This is a genomic window from Thermomonospora curvata DSM 43183 (assembly GCF_000024385.1).
Lineage (GTDB): Bacteria > Actinomycetota > Actinomycetes > Streptosporangiales > Streptosporangiaceae > Thermomonospora > Thermomonospora curvata.
Genome location: NC_013510.1, coordinates 3,232,608 through 3,253,608, shown reverse-complemented (window position 1 = coordinate 3,253,608; position 21,001 = coordinate 3,232,608). Strand labels below are relative to the sequence as shown.

The following is a 21,001-nucleotide window of genomic DNA, read 5'->3' as shown; positions in this document are numbered from 1 at the left end:
GCCTCACGTCTCCCAGGTGACGGGCAGGGACCACAGGCCGTAGACGATGGCGCCCTCCTTGCGGGGCACCTCGGCCAGCGGTTTGACCAGCCGCAGCGATGGGATGCGGCGGAACAGGGTCGTCCACACCAGCTGCAGTTCCAGCCGGGCCAGCTCGGCGCCGATGCAGTGGTGCGCCCCGTACCCGAAACCGAGCTGCTTGCGGCTGCCCCGGCGCAGCTCGAGCCGTTCGGGGTCGGGGAAGACCCGCGGGTCGTGGTTGGCGGTCAGCAGCAGGCACAGGATCCCGTCCCCGGCGGGGATCACGGTGCCGTCGATGTCGATGTCCTCCAGCGCCACCCGGGGCACCGCCAGGTCGCCGATGCTCGCCAGCCGCACCAGCTCCTCGACGGCCGGCTCGATCAGGCCTTCGGGGTCGGCCAGCAGCTCGGCCAGCTGGTCGGGATGCTCCAGCAGGCAGGCGGTGCCCAGCGAGATCATGCTGGCGGTGGTCTCATGCCCCCCGTTCAGCAGCATTCTGATCATGTTGACCAGCTCCCGCCGGGAGTACTCCTCACCGCAGGCGCGGTACTCGGCGATCACCGCACTGGTCAGGTCGTCGCCGGGCTCCTTCTCCTTGTGCTCGACCAGGTCGGCGATGTAGTCGTTGACCTCCACGATCGCGGCCAGCCGCTCCTTGGGGGTGCTGTCGGCGCCGAACAGATTGTTGCTGTGCTTGATGATGAAGGCGTGGTCGTTCTGAGGGACGCCCAGGTACTCGCAGATCACGGTGGTCGGCACCGACAGCGAGAAGTTCCAGTGGAAGTCGACCGGTGGCTCGCACTCCAGCAGCCGGTCGATGTGCTCGTCGATGACCCGCTGGATCATCGGCCGCAGCAGCCTGACCCGCTGGCGGGTGAACGCCGCGGCCACCTTGCGCCGCGCGGCGGTGTGCTCGGGGGGGTCGTAGCCGATGAAGGAGGTCTCGGTGCGCGCCTGCGGCGGGGGGACGAAGAAGAACGGGAAGTTGTCGTGCTTGCGGGAGGCGCTGATCCTCGAATCGGCCAGCAGCCTGCGGATCCGGTCATAGCCGGTGACCGCCCAGACGCGGAGCCCGGTGTTGGCGAGCGTCACTTGGACGACGCCCTTTTCCACCATCTCCGCGTACGTCGCGGGCACGGTGAACGGACCCTGCCGGGGGTGGGGGAACGGCTGCTCGGACCGGTGGACCGGACAGGACTCGTGGGTGGTCGCGGTCATCGTCGGTTGCTCCTCGAACTGTGCTGCGGGACGCGTCGGTGCACCACGGTCACGAGGCCGTGCGCACGCCGGACCGGGCGTCGCCGATGACCACCGGCGTGTCCCAGTGAATACGGTGGGTGTGCGGCCAGACGGGGTTGTTCTTGGACCCCTCCCGGAAGGCGCGCTTGATGAAGAAGTCCCGGATCACCCGTCCCAGCGGGCCGGCGGTGTTGCCCTCCTTGTTGTGCTTGCCCAGCGCCACGATGGCCTCCGCCCGCTCCCGGCGGAGCGACTCGTAGGCGTCGAAGGCGGCCTCGACCGTCGGCGCGTCCCGCAGGCACTTGGCCAGCACGATCGCGTCCTCCATGGCGACGGCGGCGCCCTGGCCTGCGGTCTGGGACACCGCGTGCGCGGCGTCCCCGATGATGATCATGCGGTCGCGGTGCCAGCGCGGCACCTTCGGCACGTCGTAGGCGAGGGTGGGGGCGGGCAGGTCCGTCGAGGCGGCGACGATCCGGGCGGCGGGCATTTTGTCGCCCCCGAACACCTCCAGCAGCCACTCCCGCCGGCTCTCGGCCGGCAGGCGGCGCAGCCGCTCGGCGCGCGCCTCGTCGGGCACCGCCGGGTTGGCGAACCACCACACGTCACCGCTGGGGGTCTTGATGTACATGAAGAAGCCCTTGCGCCCGAAGAACATGTGCAGCGGGCCGGGCTTGCCCTCGACCCGCAGGCCCTCGGCGGAGCCGAAGACGTTGAGCACGCCCAGGAAACGGGGGGCGGGCGAGGCCGGGTCGATGACGCTCCGCACCTGCGAGTGCAGGCCGTCGGCGCCGATCAGGATGTCGCCCTCGGCGGTCTGCTCGTCGGCGAACACCGCGCACACCCCGTCGGCGGTGGGGACGGCGTCCACCAGGCGCTTGCCGTACTCGATGCGGATGCCGCGGCGGATGGCCTCGTTGCGCAGCTCGGCGTACAGCTCCGGGCGGCGCAAGGTGCGGATCACGGCACCGTCGCCGGAATGGCGGCCGATGCTGATCGGACCGGTGAGCGGCTTGCCGGTGTGCTTGTAGAAGGCGATCTCGGGGGTGTCGAAGCCCTTGCGGGTGACCAGCTCGGCCAGGCCTAGGTTCTCCAGGGCGTTCAGGCCGTTGGGGGCGAGGTTCACGAAAGCGCCGACGCCGTCTGCGGCGCGGTCGAAGGCCTCGTAGATCGTCGGCTCGAAACCGACCTTCTGCAACGCCATCGCGGCGACCGGGCCGGCGATGCCACCCCCGATGACCAGTGCGCGTGCCATGCTGCCTTCCTCTCTGAGCGCCTGTGCGGATGTGATCGGTTCGCGGACGGACGTCACTCGGCCGGGTCGGCCGGGATGTCCGGACGGGGGACGGTGCTGGCGCAGACGACGTCGTGCGGCGGCAGGACGCCGTCGACGAGGTAGCCGGTGACCAGGGCGTCCACTTCGGGGTTGCGGCACAGCAGGTAGATCTCGTGCTGGCCGGAGTCGGCGACGGTGATCAGCCGGTGCCCGAGCCGGGCCGCCATGGCCGCGCCGCCGGCGGCGTGGTCGATCGGGTCTCCGTCGGCGCGCACCACGATCCCGGCCGGGTAGCCGTCCCGGCGCAGGACGGTCGGCGGCTCCGGCGGGCGGAAGGAGCGGAAGGCCCCGACCCACGGCTGGGCCCGCATCACGCCGTACCCGTAGGGGTAGCGCTCGCGGTAGCGGCGCATGTCGGCGTAGTAGGTCTCCAGGTCGGTGGGCCAGTCCTTCTCCAGCGTGACGGCGTCCAGGACGCCGCAGCGGGTGGTGCCGCCGGTCTCGGTCGGCGGCCAGATCCGCTCGTCGGCCAGCCAGGTCCGGGCCGCTTCCAGGTCGCCGCCGCGCAGGTCGGCGACCATCCGGCCGAGCTCTTCCCAGCGCGCCCGGTTCGCCGATCGCGAGCCGAGCGCGCCGTCGAACAGCGTGCGCAGCCGGATGCTCTCTGCCCGCCCGTCCGCAGCCAGGGCGGCGGCGGCCTCTTCGACGGCCTCCAGGACCTGCTCGGCGGAGGTGCCCAGCCCGAAGTGCCGGTTGCGCTCGGCCACCCAGGCGGCCCACTTCTCCACGTTCTCCCGGTTGGCCGGGCCCTGCGCCATCAGTTGCTCGCGCCAGGACCAGTCCGGGTGCACGCACGAGTCGAGCACGCTGCGGTCCAGGTGGGCGGGGAACATGCTGCCGTAGACGGCGCCCAGGTAGGTCCCGAAGGTGTAGCCCAGGAAGTTGATCACCGGTTCGCCCAGCACGGCCCGGATCAGGTCCATGTCGCGGGCGATGTTGCGGGTGCTGAAGTGGGGACGCAGGTCGCCGCCGGCCCGCTGGTTGCCCTCTTCGCGGACGCGCATGTCCTCGGCGATCAGCGCGAAGGCCGCGTCGTCGGGCCGGGAGTCGAGCGGAGCCCGCACCGGGGTGACCTCGGAGGTCAGCGGGGTGGAGTCGCCGGTGCCCCGGGGGTCGAAGCCGATCAGGTCGTAGCAGTGGGCGAGCGGGCTGTCGGCCAGGATGTCGGGGAAGCGCCGGCCGAACCCGAAGTATCCGCCGGGCCCGCCGTTGACCGCCAGCAGGATGCCCCGGCGCCGCTGCGGGTCCAGCGCCCGCCGGCGGCTGATCGCGATGGTCAGCCAGCGTCCGGTGGGGTTGGAGTAGTCGAGGGGGACTTCGATGGTGGCCTGTTCCAGGCCCTGGCCGGCGTCGGTCCAGCGCACCTGCTGGTCGCGGAACGCCTGCAGGGCGTCTTTCGCTTCGGCTACTGTCATGATCTTCTGGCCCGCTCTCTGTTCTTTTGCGGCACTTGGTGCGTTTTGTTGGGATTTGCTGGCGAGGCTTCCGCACTGCTCTCGAATCCGCGTGGAAGAGGGCTGGACGCCCGGTGCGGGCGTTCAGGGGATGCGCAACACGTCCAGCACGGCCACCGTCCAGGCGAACCCGCCGCCGGCACCGATCAGCGCGCATGATTGGCCGGGCGCCAGCGCGCCGATGCGCACCAGATGAGCCAGCCCAGCGATCTGGTCACCGGCGCCCAGATGACCGACCCCCGAACCCCACGGCCAGGTCGTGCGGCCGGGGTCGATGTCCAAAGCGGTGAAGAACTGGAACTCCATCTTCGAGTGACCCAGGTTGGGCACCACGAACCAGGCGATCTCCTTGGCCTGGAGGCCGGCCTCGGCCAGGGCCCGCTCGTAGGCCGCCCGCTGCCCGGCGCGCAGCCGGTCGATCAGCTCCGATGCGCCCAGTTCCTTCATCAGCAGAGCGCGATGCTGCTCCAGGCTGATCGGGACGCGGGCCGTCAGCGGCCCGGCCCCGAACGGGTCGGCGCCCCGGCCCATCTTCTCCAGCGCCGGGTCGGAGACGGTCACCAGGCTGCGCAGCCGGGCGAAACCGCCGACCCGCGACAGCACGAGCGCGGTGCCGCCGTCCCCGCACACCGTGCCCGGGTCGGTCGCCCAACGGTCAAAGCCCGGCGGGCAGAACCGGTCACCGGTGGTGATCAGCGCGCTGTGCCGGCGAGGGTCGGCCCGCAGGTAGGCCGCGGCCAGTTCCATGGCGGCCAGGCCGCCGTTGGACAACTGCCCGACGTCCATGGCGGGGCAGGCGCCCCGGGGCCGGTCGCCGATCGACTCCCGCTGCACGTAGGAGGCCGGCGCCCACAGGTCGTGACCCTGAAAGTAGGTGCTGGCGTGCAGCACCAAGTCGATGTCGTCCGGGGCGGCACCGGCGTGGCGCAGCGCGTCCCGGGCGGCCTTGACCGCCATTTCGGGGCCCGACTCCTCGCCGACGCACACCGAACGCATCCGGGTGCGCCGGACGGTCCAGAGATCGGTGAGCCCGCGTTCGACCGCCTCCTCGGCGGGCATGGCCGGCGCCAGGTACAGGCCGACACCGGATACGAAGATCTCCGCGCCCCCCACCGCTCCTCCTTCCGCGACATGGGTCCACCGTTCGACAGACCCTGTGCGGCGGTGCTCGCAGGCGGCTCAAGCACAGACGGAGCCCTGGGGCCTCGATCGATCCTCAGGCGAGTCTTGAAGCCCTCGCCGCACCGTCGGGGCGAGGAGAGGAAGGTGACCGGATGTCGCTCACAGGGCAGCAGACCGTCGGGCCGGTCGCCCTCGTCCTTCCCGGGCAGGGTGCCCAACACCCGAGGATGGCGGCCGGCCTGTACGGGCACGAGGAGACGTTCACGGCCTGGATGGATGAGGCCTTCGGCCTGATGGGCGACGACGGCCCGCGGCTGCGAGCCGAATGGCTCGCATCGTCGCCGTCGCCGATGTTCGACGACGTGACCGTGGCGCAGCCGCTGCTGTACGCGGTGAACCACGCGCTGGGACAGATGGTGCTCGGCTGGGGCGTCCGCCCGGTGGCCCTGCTGGGGCACAGCGTCGGCGAGGTCGCCGCCGCCACCCTGGCCGGGGTCATCGACTTCGGCGACGGCATGCGGCTGATGCGCGAGCGGATCGCCTGCTTCGCCGACACCCCGCCCGGCGGCATGCTCGCCGTGGCGGCCTCGGTGGAGGACGTCGCCGATCTGCTGGGCGGCAGGGTGCACCTGGCAGCGGTCAACGGGCCCCGCCAGGTGCTGCTGGCCGGGGAGCGTGAGCCGCTGGAGGAGGCGGCACGGATCCTGGACGGCCGGGGCCTGATCTGCCGGGACGTGCTGGCCCGCCAGGCGTTCCACAGCCCGGTGGTCGAGAAGGCGGTGCTGGCCACCCTGCCGGGATTCCGTCAGGTGCGGCTGCGCCCGCCGCGGCTGACCGTCTACTCCGCCTACACCCAGGCCGTGCTGACCGACCGGCAGGCGACCGATCCGGAGTTCTGGGCGTGGCAGGCCGCCCAGACCGTCTACTTTCACGGCGCGCTGACCAAGCTGCTGGACGACCACGACTGCGTGCTGGTGGAGGCCGGGCCGGGCAACAGCCTGACCCAGCTGGCCCGCCGGCAGCGCCGGGTCGTCCAAGGACACAGCCGTGTCCTGCCGCTGCTGCCGGACCGTCCGCGGGGCGACGAGGCGGACCGCAGGGCCGTCGACGAAGCGCGCCGCCGGCTCACCGCCCCGCCGGCTGCTCGGGCCCGGCGACCCGCCGCGATGGAGGCGGGAGGACGCCATGGCTGACCGCACCGCCGCGCAGGCCGCACTCGCGGAACCGGTGGCCGTGGTCGGCATGGCCTGCCGTTTCCCCGGAGCCGACGACCTGGCCGGGTTCTGGCGGATGCTGCTGTCGGGCGGCGAGGCCATCGGATCGGGCACCGGTCGCCGCAAGGGCCGCCGCCCGGGCGGCTACCTCGCCGAGGTCGAGCGTTTCGACGCCGCCTTCTTCGGCATCTCCGCCCGCGAGGCCGCCGCGATGGACCCTCAGCAGCGGATCCTGCTGGAACTGTGCTGGCACGCCCTGGAGGACGCGCGCATCCCGCCGAGCGCGCCACCCGGTCCGACCGGCGTCTTCGTCGGCTCCTGCTCCGACGACTATGCGCTGGCCAGCCGCGCCTCCGGGACGGTCGGCCCCTACACCATGACCGGGATCGGCCGGGCCTTCCTGGCCAACCGGCTCTCGCACGCCTTCGGGTTCACCGGGCCCAGCATGGTCATCGACACCGGCCAGTCCTCCTCGCTGGTGGCATTGCACCAGGCGGTGGGCGCCCTGCGGCGCGGGGAGTGCGCCATGGCCGTGGTCGCAGGCGTCCAACTGAACCTGGAGGCCATCGGAGACCGGATCCTGGCCGAGCTGGGCGCGATGTCGCCCACCGGCCGCTGCCACACCTTCGACTCCCGGGCCGACGGGATCGTGCGCGGCGAGGGCGCCGGTGTGCTGATCCTCAAACCGCTCGACGCCGCCCTGGCCGCCGGTGACCGGGTGTACTGCACCGTACTGGCCAGCGCGGTCAACAACGACGGCGGCGGTCCCGGCCTCACCGCGCCCAGCCGGGACGCCCAGCGGGAAGTGCTGACCAGGGCCTACCGGGAAGCCGGGGTGGCGCCATCCGAGGTGGCCTACGTGGAACTGCACGGCACCGGCACCCCCGTGGGCGACCCGGTGGAGGCGGCCGCCCTGGGCGAGGTGCTGGGCCGGGGACGCCCGCCGGGCGCGCCGCTGCTGGTGGGCTCGGTCAAGACCAACATCGGCCATCTGGAGGGGGCGGCGGGCATCGCCGGGGTCATCAAGACGGCGGCGAGCCTGTTCCACCGCCGGCTGCCGCCCAGCCTGAACTACCGGCGGCCCAACCCGGCGATCGACCTGGAGGGGCTGGGACTGCGGGTGTGCGACGAATGGCAGGACTGGCCGGCCGCCGATCGGCCGCTGGTGGCCGGGGTATCCTCCTTCGGCCTCGGCGGCACCAACTGCCATGTGGTGCTCGGCGAGGCCCCCCGCCCGCAGGCCGGGCCGCCGCCGCAGACCGGGGACCGGGCGGTCCCGGTGCCGCTGTCCGCGCACGACGAGACGGCGCTGCGCCGGCTGGCGGCCGGGCTCGCCGACCGGATGACGCGTTCCCGCCGCCCCGCCCTGCTGGACCTGGCCTTCTCCGCGGCCACGACCCGGGCGCCGCTGCGCTGCCGCGCCGCCGTGGTCGCCGCCGACGCCGCCGGCCTGGCCTCCCGGCTGCGGGCCCTGGCCGACGGGACGGAACCGCAGGAGCCGGGCCCGATCACCGGCGCGGAGACCGCCCCGATCACCGGCGCCGTCGCGCCGGGCGAGTGCCGCATCGCCTACCTGTTTCCCGGCCCCGGCGCTTGGCGGACGGGCCTGGGACGACGGCTCCACAAGGAGTTCGAAGTCTTCGCACGGGCGTTCGATGAGGCCTGCGCCGCGGTCGAACCGCACCTGGGCACCGCCCTCCAGGACACCTTGTGGGAACGCGACGACCTGGACGTGCGTGCCGTCCACGCCCAGCCGGCGCTGTTCGCGCTGCAGATCGCCCTGTACCGGCTGCTGGAGTCGTGGGGAATGACCCCCGGCGTGCTGGCCGGCCGCTCCCAGGGCGAGTTCGTGGCGGCCCACGTCGCGGGCGTGCTGTCGTTGGAGGACGCGGCGACGCTGGTCGCGCACCGCGCCCGGCTGATGGACGGCGCGGCGGGAGGTTCCATGGACGAGCTGCGGGCCGTCGCCGACACGCTGACCTGGAACCGGCCCGTCGGCCCGGTGATCGTGTCGGCGGTGACCGGCCGGGCGGCGGCCCCGCAGGAGAGCGCGCACCCGGACCACTGGCTGCGGCACCCGGGCGCCGCCACTCGCTTCGACCTGGCCGTGCGGACCGCCCATGAGCTGGGCGCCCGGCTCTTCATCGAGGCCGGTCCCGGCGCGCAGCTGTCGGCCCTGGCGGCCGAGACGCTCGGGCCGGACGCCGCCCGGTACGCCGCACCGCTGGCCGGCGGCGACGAGACCGCCGGGGTCGCCGCGGCCGCCGCCGCGGCCTTCGTCTGCGGCGCCCCGGTCGACTGGTCCGCCCTGTACGGGCCGGGGGCGCGCCCGGTCGACCTGCCGCTGTACCCCTTCCAGCGCAAGCCGTACTGGCTGGACACCGCCCTGCCGGAACTGACCGCCGGGCCGGCCGCGCCGGTCCCGGACTGGGACGGCGATCCGGCGGCCCTGGTCGTTGAGTGCACCAACCGGCTGCTGGGCGCCGACCCGGGCAGTGAGCTGGACCTGGACCGCACGTTCACTGACCTGGGGCTGGACTCGCGGATGGCGGTGGCGCTGCGCACCGCGATCGCCGGGCGCACCGGCCGCGACCTGCCCGCCACCCTGCTGTTCGACCATCCCACCCCGGCGGCGCTGATCGAAGCGCTCCGGACGGAAGCATCCGGCTGACCGCCCGCCGCCCGGCACGGCGCATCCGCTGCACGTTCGCTGCAACCCGACGAAAGGCCACGTTGACGATGACTGCTGGAACCAGAGCCCCACGCGGTGAGCAGGAGGCCATCGCGATCGTGTCCATGGGGTGCCGATATCCCGGCGGCGTCCGCTCGCCGGAGGACCTGTGGCGGCTCGTCGCCGAGGGCGTGGACGCCACCTCGGGCTTTCCCGACAACCGCGGCTGGCGGCCGGAAGATCTCGCCGGCGGCCGGGCCGGCACCGACCGGGGCGGCTTCCTGCACGACGCCGACCAGTTCGACGCCAAGTTCTTCGGCATCTCGCCGCGCGAGGCCGAAGGCATGGATCCCCAGCAGCGGGTGCTGCTGGAAGTGGCCTGGGAGACCTTCGAACGGGCCGGCATGGACCGCGACGGCCTGGCCGGCAGCAACACGGGAGTGTTCGTCGGCGCGATGGCTCAGGAGTACGGGCCGCGGCTGCACGAGGACAACCAAGGCGCCGGCGGTTACCGCATCACCGGCAGCACGCCCAGCGTCGCCTCCGGACGCATCGCCTACTACTTCGGGCTGCGCGGCCCGGCGATCACCGTGGACACCGCCTGCTCCTCCTCGCTGGTCGCCGTGCACCTGGCCGTCCAGGCGCTGCGCCAGGGCGAGTGCGACCTGGCGCTGGCCGGCGGGGTGGCGGTGATGGCCACGCCGGGCATGTTCGTCGACTTCCACCGGCAGGGCGGGCTGTCTCCGGACGGGCGCTGCCGGGCCTTCTCCGACGACGCCAACGGCACCGCCTGGTCGGAGGGCGCCGGGTTGCTGCTGCTGGAGCGGCTGCCGGACGCGCTCGCCCGGGGACACCGCATCCACGCCCTCATCCGGGGCAGCGCCACCAACTCCGACGGCGCCAGCAACGGCCTGACCGCGCCGAGCGGGCCGGCCCAGGAGGAGGTCATCCGGCGGGCCCTGCGCAGCTGCGGCCTCGCCCCCCACGACGTGGACGCGGTGGAGGCGCACGGCACCGGCACCGAACTGGGCGACCCGATCGAGGCCCGCGCGCTGGCGGCCGTCTACGGCAAGGACCGGGACGCCGAACACCCCCTGTGGCTGGGCTCGCTGAAATCCAACCTGGGACACTCCCAGGCCGCCGCCGGAGTCGGCGGGGTCATCAAGATGGTGCAGGCGATGAAGGCCGGGACGCTGCCGGCGACGCTGCACGTCTCCAGGCCCACCCGGCACGTGGACTGGGAGCGCAGCGGGCTGGCGCTGCTGACCGAGGCCCGCCCATGGCCCCGGCGGGACGGCCGGCCCCGCCGCGCCGGGGTGTCCTCCTTCGGGATCAGCGGCACTAACACGCACCTGGTGCTGGAGGAGGCTCCGCCCGTTCCGGAGCAGGACGACGAACCCGCCGCCGCCGGCCCACTGGTGTGGAGCCTGTCGGCCCCCACCCCCGAGTCGCTGCGCACCCAGGCCAGGGCCCTGGCCGGCTTCCTGGAGAGCAGGCCGCAGGCCGCCCCTGAGGACGTGGCGCGCACCCTGCGCGCCAAGACCCGCTTCCCCCACCGCGGCGTCGTCATCGCCGACACCCGGGACGACCTGACCGCGGGGTTGGCGACCCTGGCCTCCGGCGGCCCCGCCTCGCCCCCCACCGGCCGCTACCAGTCGCCGACCGTGCTGCGCGGCGAGGCCCGCCCGGACGAGGCCGGACCGGTCTTCGTCTTCCCCGGCCAGGGATCGCAGTGGCGGGAGATGGGCCTGGCGCTGCTGGAGGAGTCCCGGGTCTTCCGCGAGAGCATGCTCGCCTGTGAACGCGAATTGGCCGGATTGTGCGGCTGGCGGCTGACCGAGGAGCTGCGCGGCGACTCCTTCGACCGCGTCGACGTGGTGCAGCCCGCCCTGTTCGCGGTGATGGTGTCGCTGGCCCGGCTGTGGGAGTCGGTCGGCGTGCGCCCGGCGGCGGTGGTCGGCCACTCCCAGGGCGAGATCGCCGCCGCGCACGTGGCCGGCGCGCTGAGCCTGGCCGACGCCTGCCGGGTCGTGGCGCTGCGCAGCCGGGCCCTGCGCTCGCTGGCCGGCACCGGGGGGATGGTGTCCGTCCCGCTGGGCGTGGAGGCGACGCAGCGGCTGCTGAACACCGTGGACGGCGTGAGCGTCGCCGCCATCAACGCCCCGACCGCCACCGTGGTGGCCGGGAGCACAGACGGCTTGGAAGACCTCCTGGCGGTCTGCGAACGCCAAGGCGTGGAGGCCCGCCGGATCGAGGTCGACTACGCCTCCCACACCCACGCCATGAAGGCGCTCAAGGACACGCTCCTGGAGGAACTGGCCGGGGTGTCCCCGCGTCCGCCGCAGGTGCCGCTGCACTCGACGCTGACCGGCACCGTCATCGACGACGCGAGCATGGACGCCGCCTACTGGTACGACAACCTCCGCAGCACCGTACGGTTCGACCCGGTGATCCGGCAGCTGATCGACCGCGGCCACCGGGTCTTCATCGAGGTCAGCCCGCACCCGGTGCTGACCTACGGAGTGCAGGAGATCTGCGAGGAGATGGGGGTCCGCGGCACCGTCGTGGGCACCCTCCGCAGGGACGGCGGCGGACTGGGCCAGTTCCTGATGTCGGCGGCCGCACCGGCCGGCGCGGCCGGACCGGTCGACCTGACCGCGGTGCAGCCCCCCGGGCGGCAGATCGACCTGCCGACGTTCCAGTTCGACCGCAGTCGCTACTGGGTGACCGCGCCGTCCGGCGGCACGGGCGGCGCATCCGGCACCGCCGGCGGGGCGTTCGTCACCGGGCGGACCGACCTGCCGTCCGGGCAGACCGTGCTGACCGCGCGGATCGATCCGCAGATCCACCGCTGGCTGCCCGACCACGCCGTGCGGGACACCGCCCTGGTGCCCGCCACGGTGTTCCTGTCACTGCTCACCGAGGCGGGCGAGCGGATCGGCCGCCCGGTCGTCGCCGAGCTCGCCCTGAGCGCCCCGCTGCCGCTGCCCGACCAGGGCACGGCCGAGCTGCGGATCGTCTGCAAGGCCGCTGACGCCGCCGGCCGGGTGCCGCTGACCGTGCACTCCCGCCGTCCGGACGGCGGCTGGATCGAACATGCGACGGCGGTCCTGGCCGCCCGCGGCGGGGAGCAGGGCCAGGGGATCGAGCAGTGGCCCCCCGCCGACGCCTCCCGAGTCGACCTCACCGACGCCTACCGGCGCCTGTCGGGCCGCGGCTACCGCTACGGTCCGGCGTTCACCGGCCTGCGCGCCATGTGGCTGCGCGGCAACGAGATCTTCTCCGAGGTGACGCTGCCCGACGAGGTCGGCGGCCCGGGGGACTTCGCCACCGCGCACCCGGCGCTGCTGGACGCCGCCCTGCACGCCGCCGTGCTGCAGTCGGGCACCAGGCTCGTGGTGCCCTTCGCATGGCGGGATGTCGCCTTGGCCCCCACCCGGGCGCGGACGCTGCGGGTGCGCGCGGTCACCGAGGCCGGCCGGCTCTCCCTGAGCTGCTGCGATGAGGAGGGCCGCGTCGTCGGCTCGGTCGGGGAGCTGGAGCTGCGGCCCCCCGCCGACCCGGACGAAGAGGGCACCACCCTGGAACTGGCCTGGGAGCCGATGCCGCAGGAGGAAGAGGGCCCGTCCGCCGAATGGGCGACGCTGGCCTCTCCCGGCCTCGGCGCCCGGCGCGACTACCCCGACCTGGAATCGCTCCCCGACCCGGCGCCGGCGGTCGTCGCGGCCGCCCTGGCCGCGGACGGCCATGACTTGCCGGAGTCCGCCGAAGAGCTGGCCGTCGCCGCCACCGACCTGCTGCAAGGCTGGCTGGCCGACCGGCGGTCGGCTGACACGAGGCTGGCACTGGTGACGCGCGGGGCGCTGTCGATCACCGACCGGGAGCCGGTGCCCGGGCTGGCCTCCTCGGTGGTCACCGGGCTGGTGCGGTCGGCGCAGTCGGAGCACCCGGGAACGTTCGCACTGGTCGACATCGACGACGACCCCGCCTCCCTCCAGGCCCTTCCCCGGGCGTTGAGCTGTGACGAGCCCGAAGTCGCCATCCGGGCGGGACGGCTGTACCGGCCGCGGCTGCGGCCCCTGCACGACGACGGCCTGCGCCCCCCGGAGGGAGAGCGCTTCTGGCGGCTGGACGTCACCAGCAAGGGCACCCTGGAGAACCTGGCGCTCATCCCGCACCCGGAGGCCGCGGCCCCGCTCGGGCCCCGGCAGGTGCGCATCGAGGTTCGTGCGGCCGGGCTCAACTTCCGCGACGTCACCGTCGGGCTGGGGCTGGTCCCCACCGAGAAGACCATGGGCAGCGAGGGCGCCGGGGTGGTGACCGAGGTCGGTTCCGAGGTCACCGGCTTTGCGGTCGGGGACCGGGTGTTCGGGATGTTCGAACGCTCCCTGGGACCGGTCGCCGTCGCCGACGAGCGCATGATCAGGCATCTGCCCGAGGGCTGGAGCTATGCGCAGGCGGCGAGCGTGCCGATCGTGTTCATCACCGCCTACCAGTGCCTGGTCGACGTGGCCGGGATCCGGCCCGGCGAGTCGGTGCTGATCCACACCGCCACCGGCGGCGTCGGCCTGGCCGCGATCCAACTGGCCAGGCACCTGGGCGCCGAGGTGTTCGCCACCGCCGGCCCCGGCAAGCACGCGATGCTGCGCGAGTGGGGGCTGCCCGACGACCACATCGCTTCCTCCCGTTCGCTGGACTTCGCCGAGCGGTTCCGAGCGGTCACCGGCGGCCGGGGCGTGGACGTGGTGCTGAACTCACTGTCGGGAAAGGCCATTGACGCCTCACTGGGACTGCTGGCCGAGGGCGGCCGGTTCGCCGAGATGGGCAAGACCGACCTGCGCGACGTCGCCCGCACCGAGGCCGAGTACCCCGGCATCACCTACCGGACCTACAACATCCTCGGCCAGCACCCGGACCGGATCGGCGAGGTGCTGGCCGAACTGGTCGCCTTGTTCGAGGCCGGCGTCCTGACCCACCTGCCGCTGCGCACCTGGGACGTCCGCCAGGGCAAGACGCCGCTGCGGATGCTCAGCAGGGCCAAGCACCGCGGCAAGCTGGTGCTGACCATGCCGCGGTCCTTCGACCCGGACCGCCCGGTGCTGATCACCGGCGGCACCGGCGGCCTGGGCGCCGTCCTGGCCCGGCACCTGGCCGCCGCGCACGGCGCGCGGCGCCTGGTGCTGGTGAGCCGGCGCGGCCCCGCCGCCGAGGGCGCGGCGGAGCTGCGCGCCGAACTGGCCGGCCTCGGCGCCGAGGTGAGCGTGATCGCCTGCGACGTCACTGATGAGAACGCCCTCGCCAAGGTCATCGCCGAGCACGAGCCCGGCAGCGTCTTCCACACCGCGGGAATGCTCGGCGACGGGCTGATCTCCCAGCTCACCCCGGCCAGGCTGCGGGCGGTGCTACGGCCCAAGGTCACCGGAGCCTGGAACCTGCACCGCCTCACCGAGCACCTGGACCTGTCGGCGTTCGTGCTGTTCTCCTCGGCGATCGGAGTGCTCGGCGGGCCGGGCCAGGCCAACTACGCCGCGGCCAACGCCTTCCTGGACGCTCTGGCCCAGTACCGCAGGGCACGGGGCTTGGAGGCGACCTCGCTGGCCTGGGGCCTGTGGCGGGAGGCCACCGGGATGACCGGGCACTTGTCGCAGACCGACACCGCCGCATTGAGCCGGATCGGGCTGGCCCCGATGGAAACCCGGCACGGGCTGCGGCTGCTGGACCAGAGCCTGGGCTCCGCCCGGTCGTTGCTGGTGCCCCTGCGGCCCGCCGACACCGGTCTTTTGAACCCCGGCAGCCGCGCGGCCGCGCTGCTGAACGGCCTGCGCGAGGACGCCTCCGCCCGCCGTCCGGCCCCGGCGGCTCCCCCTGCCGTCCGGCCCGCCGCGGACGCCCCGGCGGATCCGGCCTCCCGGCGGCCGACGGCCGAGGATCTGCTGCAGCTGGTCCGCACCCACGCCGCCGAGGTGCTCGGCTACGGCGACCCGTCCACGGTCGGCCCCCAGGACTCCTTCAAGAGCCTGGGCTTCGACTCACTGCTCAGCGTGGACCTGCGCAATCGGCTCAACGCGGCGACCGGGCTCCGGCTGCCCGCCGGAGCCGTGCTGGACCACCCGACTCCCCAGAAACTCGTCGAGTTCATGATCACCAGATTGGACGGCCACGATGCCGCAGTACTTCGCTGACACCACCCCCGATCCCGCCGTGCAGACCCCCACCACCCCCTCCAGGATCGGCATGACCGAGGTGAGCCACCGGATCGACGTGGCGGCCCCGGCCCAGGCCGTTTATCGGATCGTCGCCGACGTGAGCCGCTGGCCGCTGTACTTCCCGCCGACCGTGCGGGCGGAGCGGATCGACGGCGACGACGCCGAAGAGCGCATCCGGATCTGGGCGCTGGCCAACGGCGAACTGCGCACCTGGGAGTCGCGGCGCCGGCTGTACCCGGATCGGCACCGGGTGGAGTTCGAGCAGACCCGCCCCCAGCACCCGGTCGCCGCGATGGGCGGCGCCTGGACGATCCGGCCGCGGCCGGACGGCGGCTGCACGGTCGTCCTGGACCACCACTACCGGGCCGTCGACGATGACCCGGTCGGGCTCGACCGCATCGCCCGGGCGGTGGACTCCAACAGCCGCTCCGAACTGGAGCACCTGCGGCGCGCCGCCGAGCGCGGCGACGCCGAGGCCGAACTGCTGTTGGACTTCAGCGACACCGAGACCGTCACCGGCCCCCTGGAGGAGGTCTACGACTTCATCTACGACGTGGCCAAATGGCCCGAGCGCATCCCTCACGTGCAGCGCATCGAGGTCCGCGAGGACACGCCCGGGCTGCAGTACATGGAGATGGACACCCGCTCCCCGGACGGCTCGGTGCACACCACGATCTCCGGACGGGTCTGCCTGCCGCGGCGGATCTCCTACAAGCAGGTCAAACTGCCGCCCGTGCTCGCCGCGCACAACGGTGAGTGGCTGTTTGAACCCGGACCGGACGGCACGGTCACCGTGACCGCGCGGCACCAGGTGATCCTCGACCCCGAAGGCATCGCCGCGCTGCCCGACCCGCCGCCGTCGCCGGCCGCCGCCCGGGAGGCGGTCCGGCACGCCCTCGGCTCCAACAGCCGGGCGACCATGGCCAAGGCCCGGGAGTTCGTCGAGTCCAGGGCCGCGGCGCGAGCCGAGGCCCGATGAACCGGGAGCCCGTCATGACCACCGATCTGCTTGACCGGGTGCGGGCCTTCGTCCACACCGAGCTGATGGACAAGGCCTCCTACTTCGACGCCCTGCCCGAACAGCCCACCATCGAATCGGTCCGGTTGCATGAGGCCGGGCTGGCGAACTGGTGGATCCCGGCCCGGTACGGCGGCCGTGGGGTGTCCCTGGAGGACGGTGTGGACATCGTCTCCGAGCTGGCCTACGGCGACGCCGGGTTCGCCTTCGGCTCCTTCCTGCCGATCCTGGGCACCACCATGCTGCAACTGTACGGGGAGGAGTCCCTGGCCGGCCCGCTGCTGCGGAAACTGGCCCGCGACGGCGGGGTGCTCGGCATCCTGGGCAGCGAAGAGGAGGCCGGGAGCGAACTGGGCCGCACCGCCACCGTCTTCGCCCGCTCCGGCGACGACCTGGTCGTCACCGGCGACAAGTACTTCTCCACCAACTCCGACGCCGCCGAGGCCCTGCTGGTGCTGGCCCGTTCGGCGGATGACGACGGCGACTTCGCCGTCATCGCGGTGCCGCGCGACACCCCGGGGGTGGAGATCGTCAAGCGCTGGGATGTGATCGGTGTCCGGGGCTCGGCCACCTACCAGGTGCGGTTGCGCGGGTGCGTGGTGCCGGCCGGCAACCGGCTGCGCGGCAACGGGCTGCGCAATCTGGAGATCGGCCTGAACGCCAGCCGCATCCTCATCGCCGCCACGGCCATCGGGATCGCCCGCCGGATCCGGGACCTGTCGATGGAGTACGCGGCGGGCAAGCGGGTCAAAGGCGTCCCGCTGACCGACAACGCGGTGTTCGCCGGCAAGCTCGGCCAGATCGAGATGCTCATCGACGTCATGCGCAACCAATGCCGGGCGGCGGCCGCCGAGTTCGACCGGCTCATGGCCGCCCCCGATCCGGCGGCGGTGATGTACCGGGCCGGCACGCTGCGTTCGGCCCTGGCCGCCAAGATGTACTGCGGCCAGGCGGGCTGGCAGGTCGCCACCATCGGCTCGGAGATGTTCGGAGGGCTCGGCTACACCCACGACCACCCGATCGGCAAGCTGGTCCGTGACATGCGCTACGTCGGCATCGTGGAGGGCGGCGACGACGTCATCCGCGATCTGCTCTACACCCGGTACGTGGTGCCCGCAGGGAAACGGCGATGACCGCGGCGTTGTGAACGGCTTCGGCCGGGCCCCGCGCGGGGCCCGGCCGAAGCCGTTGGGCGGTCAGGCGGTGAAGGCGGTGGTGTCCTCCTTCACCCACTGGGCGAAGACGCGGGCGAGTTCGTCGGTTGCCTCCTGCACGGCGGGCAGGACGGTGTGGCCGGCCTTCGGCGGGTTGGTGCGCGTCTGCAGGAAGAACCCGCCGCCGTCATCGGAGCGGCCCTCCTGCCGCCGGCGGGCGGTCGGGAACCCTTCCTCGAGTCCGGCCGGAGCCGGACCCGGCAGGGCTTGAGCGAGCCCCGATCGGGCCCGTTCAAGCTGAGGTCATCGGACCCGGGAACGGAGGGTGACCTGCGATGACCATGTACGTATGGGACTACCTGCCGGAGTACGAGAAGGAACGGGACGACCTGCTCGAGGCGGTCGATAAAGTGTTCAGCTCCGGCCGGCTGATACTGGGGGAGAGCGTCCGGGGGTTCGAGCGGGAGTTCGCCGACTACCACGGAGTGGCGCACTGCACCGGGGTCGACAACGGCACCAACGCCGTCAAGCTCGGCCTGGAGGCACTGGGCGTCGGCCCCGGTGACGAGGTGATCACCGTGTCGAACACCGCGGCGCCGACCGTGGTGGCCATCGTCGGCGCCGGCGCCACCCCCGTGTTCGTCGACGTCCGGGAAGAGGACTTCCTCATGGACACCGACCAGGTGGCCGAGGCCATCACTCCCCGGACCAAGGCGATCGTCCCGGTGCACCTGTACGGCCAGTGCGTGGACATGGCGCCGTTGCGCGAGCTGGCCGACCGGCACGGATTGGTGATCCTGGAGGACTGCGCCCAGGCGCACGGCGCCCGCCACCACGGCTGGCTGGCCGGCACCATGGGGCACGCCGCCGCGTTCTCCTTCTACCCCACCAAGGTGCTGGGCGCCTACGGCGACGGCGGAGCGGTCATCACCTCCGACGACGAGGTGGACGCCGACCTGCGGCGGCTGCGTTACTACGGCATGGAAGACGTCTACTACGTGGTGCGCTCACCGGGCCATAACAGCCGCCTGGACGAGGTGCAGGCCGAGATCCTGCGCCGCAAGCTCCGCAGGCTCGACCAGTACATCGCCGGCCGCCGCGCCGTGGCCCGGCGCTACGAAGAGGGCCTGGGAGACCTGGCCGACCAGGGCCTGCTGCTGCCCACGGTGAACCCGGGCAACACCCACGTCTACTACGTCTACGTCGTCCGCCACCCCCGCCGCGACGACATCATCGAGGCGCTCAAGCGCTATGACATCTCGCTGAACATCAGCTACCCCTGGCCGGTGCACACCATGTCGGGCTTCAGCCACCTGGGGTACAAGGAGGGGATGCTGCCGGTCACTGAGCGGCTCGCCAAGGAGATCTTCTCGCTGCCGATGTACCCGTCCCTGTCAAGGGAGCGGCAGGACAAGGTGATCTCGGCGGTGCGCGAGGTGCTGCGGACGCTCTGAAACACCGCCTCCCCGGACACGCGACGCGGGCCGGTCCGCTTGCGGACCGGCCCGCGTTCCGCCGCGGCGGTGCGTTCTCAGACGAGAGCCTCGATCTTCTTGACGACCTCGGCCGGGGCGGGCATCCCGGCGATCTCCTCGGCCAGCTTGGCCGCCCGCCCGGCATAGGACGGGTTCTCCAGGATCTTGGAGATCGCCGCCGCGACCTCCTCGGGAGGCTCCCGATGCGAGGGCAGGGTGATCGACGCGCCGAACTCGTCCACCGGGCGCAGTGGGATCGCCGAGTACTTGATCTCGGGCAGCACCACCTGCGGGGTGCCGGCGTTGAGCAGCGTCATGACGGTGACCCCGCCGCCGTGGTGGACGACCGCGTCCGCGGTCGGCGCCACCACGTCCAGCGGCACGTAACCGGCCTTGAGGCCGGGGAATTCCTCGCGCAGATGCGCGGCCACGGCCTCGGAGGTCGCCGCGATCACCTCCACCTCACCGCTGCTCAGCAGCGGGGTCTGCAGCAGCGGGCGGAAGAAGTCCACCCCCAGGTTCGGCACGAACATGCTGCGCGACCCGGAGGTCAGCACCACCCGGGGCCGGTCGCCCTTGGTGTACATCCACGGCTCCAGCGGGACCTGGCTGTTGCCGGGGGTCCAGCGCATCGGCTGGGCCGGCTCCGCGTGCGCGGGGCGGACGCTGGGCGGGGTGATGTCGACGAACAGGTCCCAGGCGGGGACCTGCTCCAGACCGAACCGCGACAACTCCGGCCGCAGTTCGTCGGTGGCGCCCTGCCAGTCCACGTCGGTGCGGTCGTAGATGGCCCAGGTGTGGCTGACCAAAGGCAGCCCGAAGCGATGGGCGATCAAGGGGGCGACCAGGGTGTACTCGCCGCCGATCACCACGTCCGGCCGCCAGGCCTCGACCAGTTTCGCGGCGCCCTCGTAGCTGGCGGCCGCCAGCCGGGCGAAGCCGCGGCCGGCGAAGTCCATCTCATCGTCCTCGCCGGTGGGCATCGGCAGCCAGTTGCCCTCCCGGTCCTTGAGCATCGCATCGCCCATGCCCAGCCGGGTCACCGGGGCGGCGGGCAGGCCGAGCCCGACGATGAGGTCCAGGTTCTCCTGCGGGGCGGCCATGATGACCTCATGCCCGGCCGTCCGGGCCGCCCAGGCGAGCGGGACGCTGGCGTGGATCGGGGCCGAACCACCCCCGGTCATGAAAAGGAATCGCACGGTCGTCTCCTGAAAAGGGATGCGGGTCACCGATGAAGGTCAGCGCCGGTTGTAGGCGCGCAGCGACAGGGCGCCGAAGACGGCCAGGAAGAGCACGCCGTAGCAGGCGGTCCCCGCCAGGGCGGCCGCCTGCGGGTCTCCGTCCATCAGAGCGCGCACGGCGGTCACCGTCTGGGTGATGGGGGAGACGCTCACCACCGCCTCCAGCCAGCCGGGCAGCGTCTTGGGGTCGACCAGGATGTTGGACAGGAAGCACAGCGGGAAAAGCACGGCCATGCTCACCGAGCTGACGGTCTTCTCGCTCCGCGCCGCGATGCCCAGGGCCGTCCAGGCCCAGGAGACGGCGAAGGCGAAGGCCAGCAGCACCGCAACGCCCGCGACCACGCCCAGCGGGCCGCCACCGGGACGGTAGCCCAGCAGCATCCCGACGCCCAGGATGCAGATGGAGGCCACGACGTAGCGGAACGCGTCGGCGACCAGGTAGCCCACCAGGGGAGCCGGCCGCCAGATCGGCAGCGTCCGGAACCGGTCGAACACCCCGGTGCGCAGGTCGACGTGGATGGTCATCCCGGTGTAGATGGTGGTGAGCAGCACGCTCATGGTCATGATCCCGGGCACCAGGTACTGCACGTACTCCTGCCGGGAACCGGCGATGGCGCCCCCGAACATCAGGGAGAACAGCAGCACCATGATGATCGGGAACATGGTCACGTCGAACATCTGTTCGGGCGTGTGCTTGATCTTCAGCAGTGAGCGCCAGGTGGTGGCGCGGACGGACTCCCACACGCCCGGCGGTGTGGGCCGCCGCCGCTCGGCCAGCAGCGCGCGCAACTGCTCGGACTGGGGCGCAGCCGGGCTCTCGGCCGTGGTGGTCATGGCGATACTCCTGTTC

General features: G+C 72.7%; 12 protein-coding genes. 6 read left to right on the top strand and 6 right to left on the bottom strand.

Features of this window, described 5'->3' with window-relative positions; genetic code table 11:
* Positions 1–3: 3 nt before the first annotated feature.
* From TCUR_RS13735 to TCUR_RS13720, 4 genes are all read right to left on the bottom strand, one after another.
* Positions 4–1,239, bottom strand: coding sequence for a cytochrome P450 (locus TCUR_RS13735; RefSeq protein WP_012853116.1), 1,236 nt, complete (start codon positions 1,237–1,239; stop codon positions 4–6).
* Positions 1,240–1,288: 49 nt separating this feature from the next.
* Positions 1,289–2,515, bottom strand: a complete 1,227-nt coding sequence (locus tag TCUR_RS13730; protein ID WP_012853115.1) for an FAD-dependent oxidoreductase — start codon at positions 2,513–2,515, stop codon at positions 1,289–1,291.
* 53 nt (positions 2,516–2,568) lie between these two features.
* Positions 2,569–4,011, bottom strand: a complete 1,443-nt coding sequence (locus TCUR_RS13725; RefSeq protein WP_012853114.1) for an alpha/beta fold hydrolase — start codon at positions 4,009–4,011, stop codon at positions 2,569–2,571.
* A gap of 123 nt (positions 4,012–4,134) precedes the next feature.
* Positions 4,135–5,163: a ketoacyl-ACP synthase III family protein gene (locus TCUR_RS13720; RefSeq protein WP_012853113.1), complete on the bottom strand. Its 1,029-nt coding sequence runs from the start codon at positions 5,161–5,163 to the stop codon at positions 4,135–4,137.
* A 161-nt stretch (positions 5,164–5,324) separates the two neighbouring features.
* On the opposite strand from TCUR_RS13720, the gene TCUR_RS13715 reads away from it, so the two are divergent.
* The 6 genes from TCUR_RS13715 to TCUR_RS13695 all read left to right on the top strand — a co-directional run bounded on the left by TCUR_RS13715 (position 5,325) and on the right by TCUR_RS13695 (position 18,889).
* Positions 5,325–6,365: an acyltransferase domain-containing protein gene (locus TCUR_RS13715; RefSeq protein ID WP_012853112.1), complete on the top strand. Its 1,041-nt coding sequence runs from the start codon at positions 5,325–5,327 to the stop codon at positions 6,363–6,365.
* Positions 6,358–9,057: a type I polyketide synthase gene (locus TCUR_RS25015; RefSeq protein ID WP_012853111.1), complete on the top strand. Its 2,700-nt coding sequence runs from the start codon at positions 6,358–6,360 to the stop codon at positions 9,055–9,057. Before TCUR_RS13715 ends, TCUR_RS25015 begins: the two co-directional genes overlap by 8 nt.
* Positions 9,058–9,125: 68 nt before the next feature.
* Positions 9,126–15,239: a type I polyketide synthase gene (locus tag TCUR_RS25010; RefSeq protein ID WP_083789858.1), complete on the top strand. Its 6,114-nt coding sequence runs from the start codon at positions 9,126–9,128 to the stop codon at positions 15,237–15,239.
* Positions 15,220–16,242, top strand: a complete 1,023-nt coding sequence (locus TCUR_RS13705) for an aromatase/cyclase (protein ID WP_012853109.1) — start codon at positions 15,220–15,222, stop codon at positions 16,240–16,242. Before TCUR_RS25010 ends, TCUR_RS13705 begins: the two co-directional genes overlap by 20 nt.
* 14 nt (positions 16,243–16,256) lie before the next feature.
* Positions 16,257–17,414 carry an acyl-CoA dehydrogenase family protein gene (locus tag TCUR_RS13700; RefSeq protein ID WP_052305510.1) on the top strand — a complete coding sequence of 386 codons (1,158 nt, stop codon included), beginning with the start codon at positions 16,257–16,259 and terminating at the stop codon, positions 17,412–17,414.
* A gap of 356 nt (positions 17,415–17,770) precedes the next feature.
* Positions 17,771–18,889: a DegT/DnrJ/EryC1/StrS family aminotransferase gene (locus tag TCUR_RS13695; RefSeq protein WP_012853107.1), complete on the top strand. Its 1,119-nt coding sequence runs from the start codon at positions 17,771–17,773 to the stop codon at positions 18,887–18,889.
* 77 nt (positions 18,890–18,966) lie between these two features.
* Here the strand turns inward: TCUR_RS13695 and TCUR_RS13690 are convergent, their stop codons facing one another.
* Positions 18,967–20,109: a nucleotide disphospho-sugar-binding domain-containing protein gene (locus TCUR_RS13690; protein ID WP_012853106.1), complete on the bottom strand. Its 1,143-nt coding sequence runs from the start codon at positions 20,107–20,109 to the stop codon at positions 18,967–18,969.
* Between the two features lie 39 nt (positions 20,110–20,148).
* A complete protein-coding gene (locus TCUR_RS13685; RefSeq protein ID WP_012853105.1) occupies positions 20,149–20,985 on the bottom strand; it encodes an ABC transporter permease in 837 nt (278 codons plus the stop codon).
* Positions 20,986–21,001 lie beyond the last annotated feature (16 nt).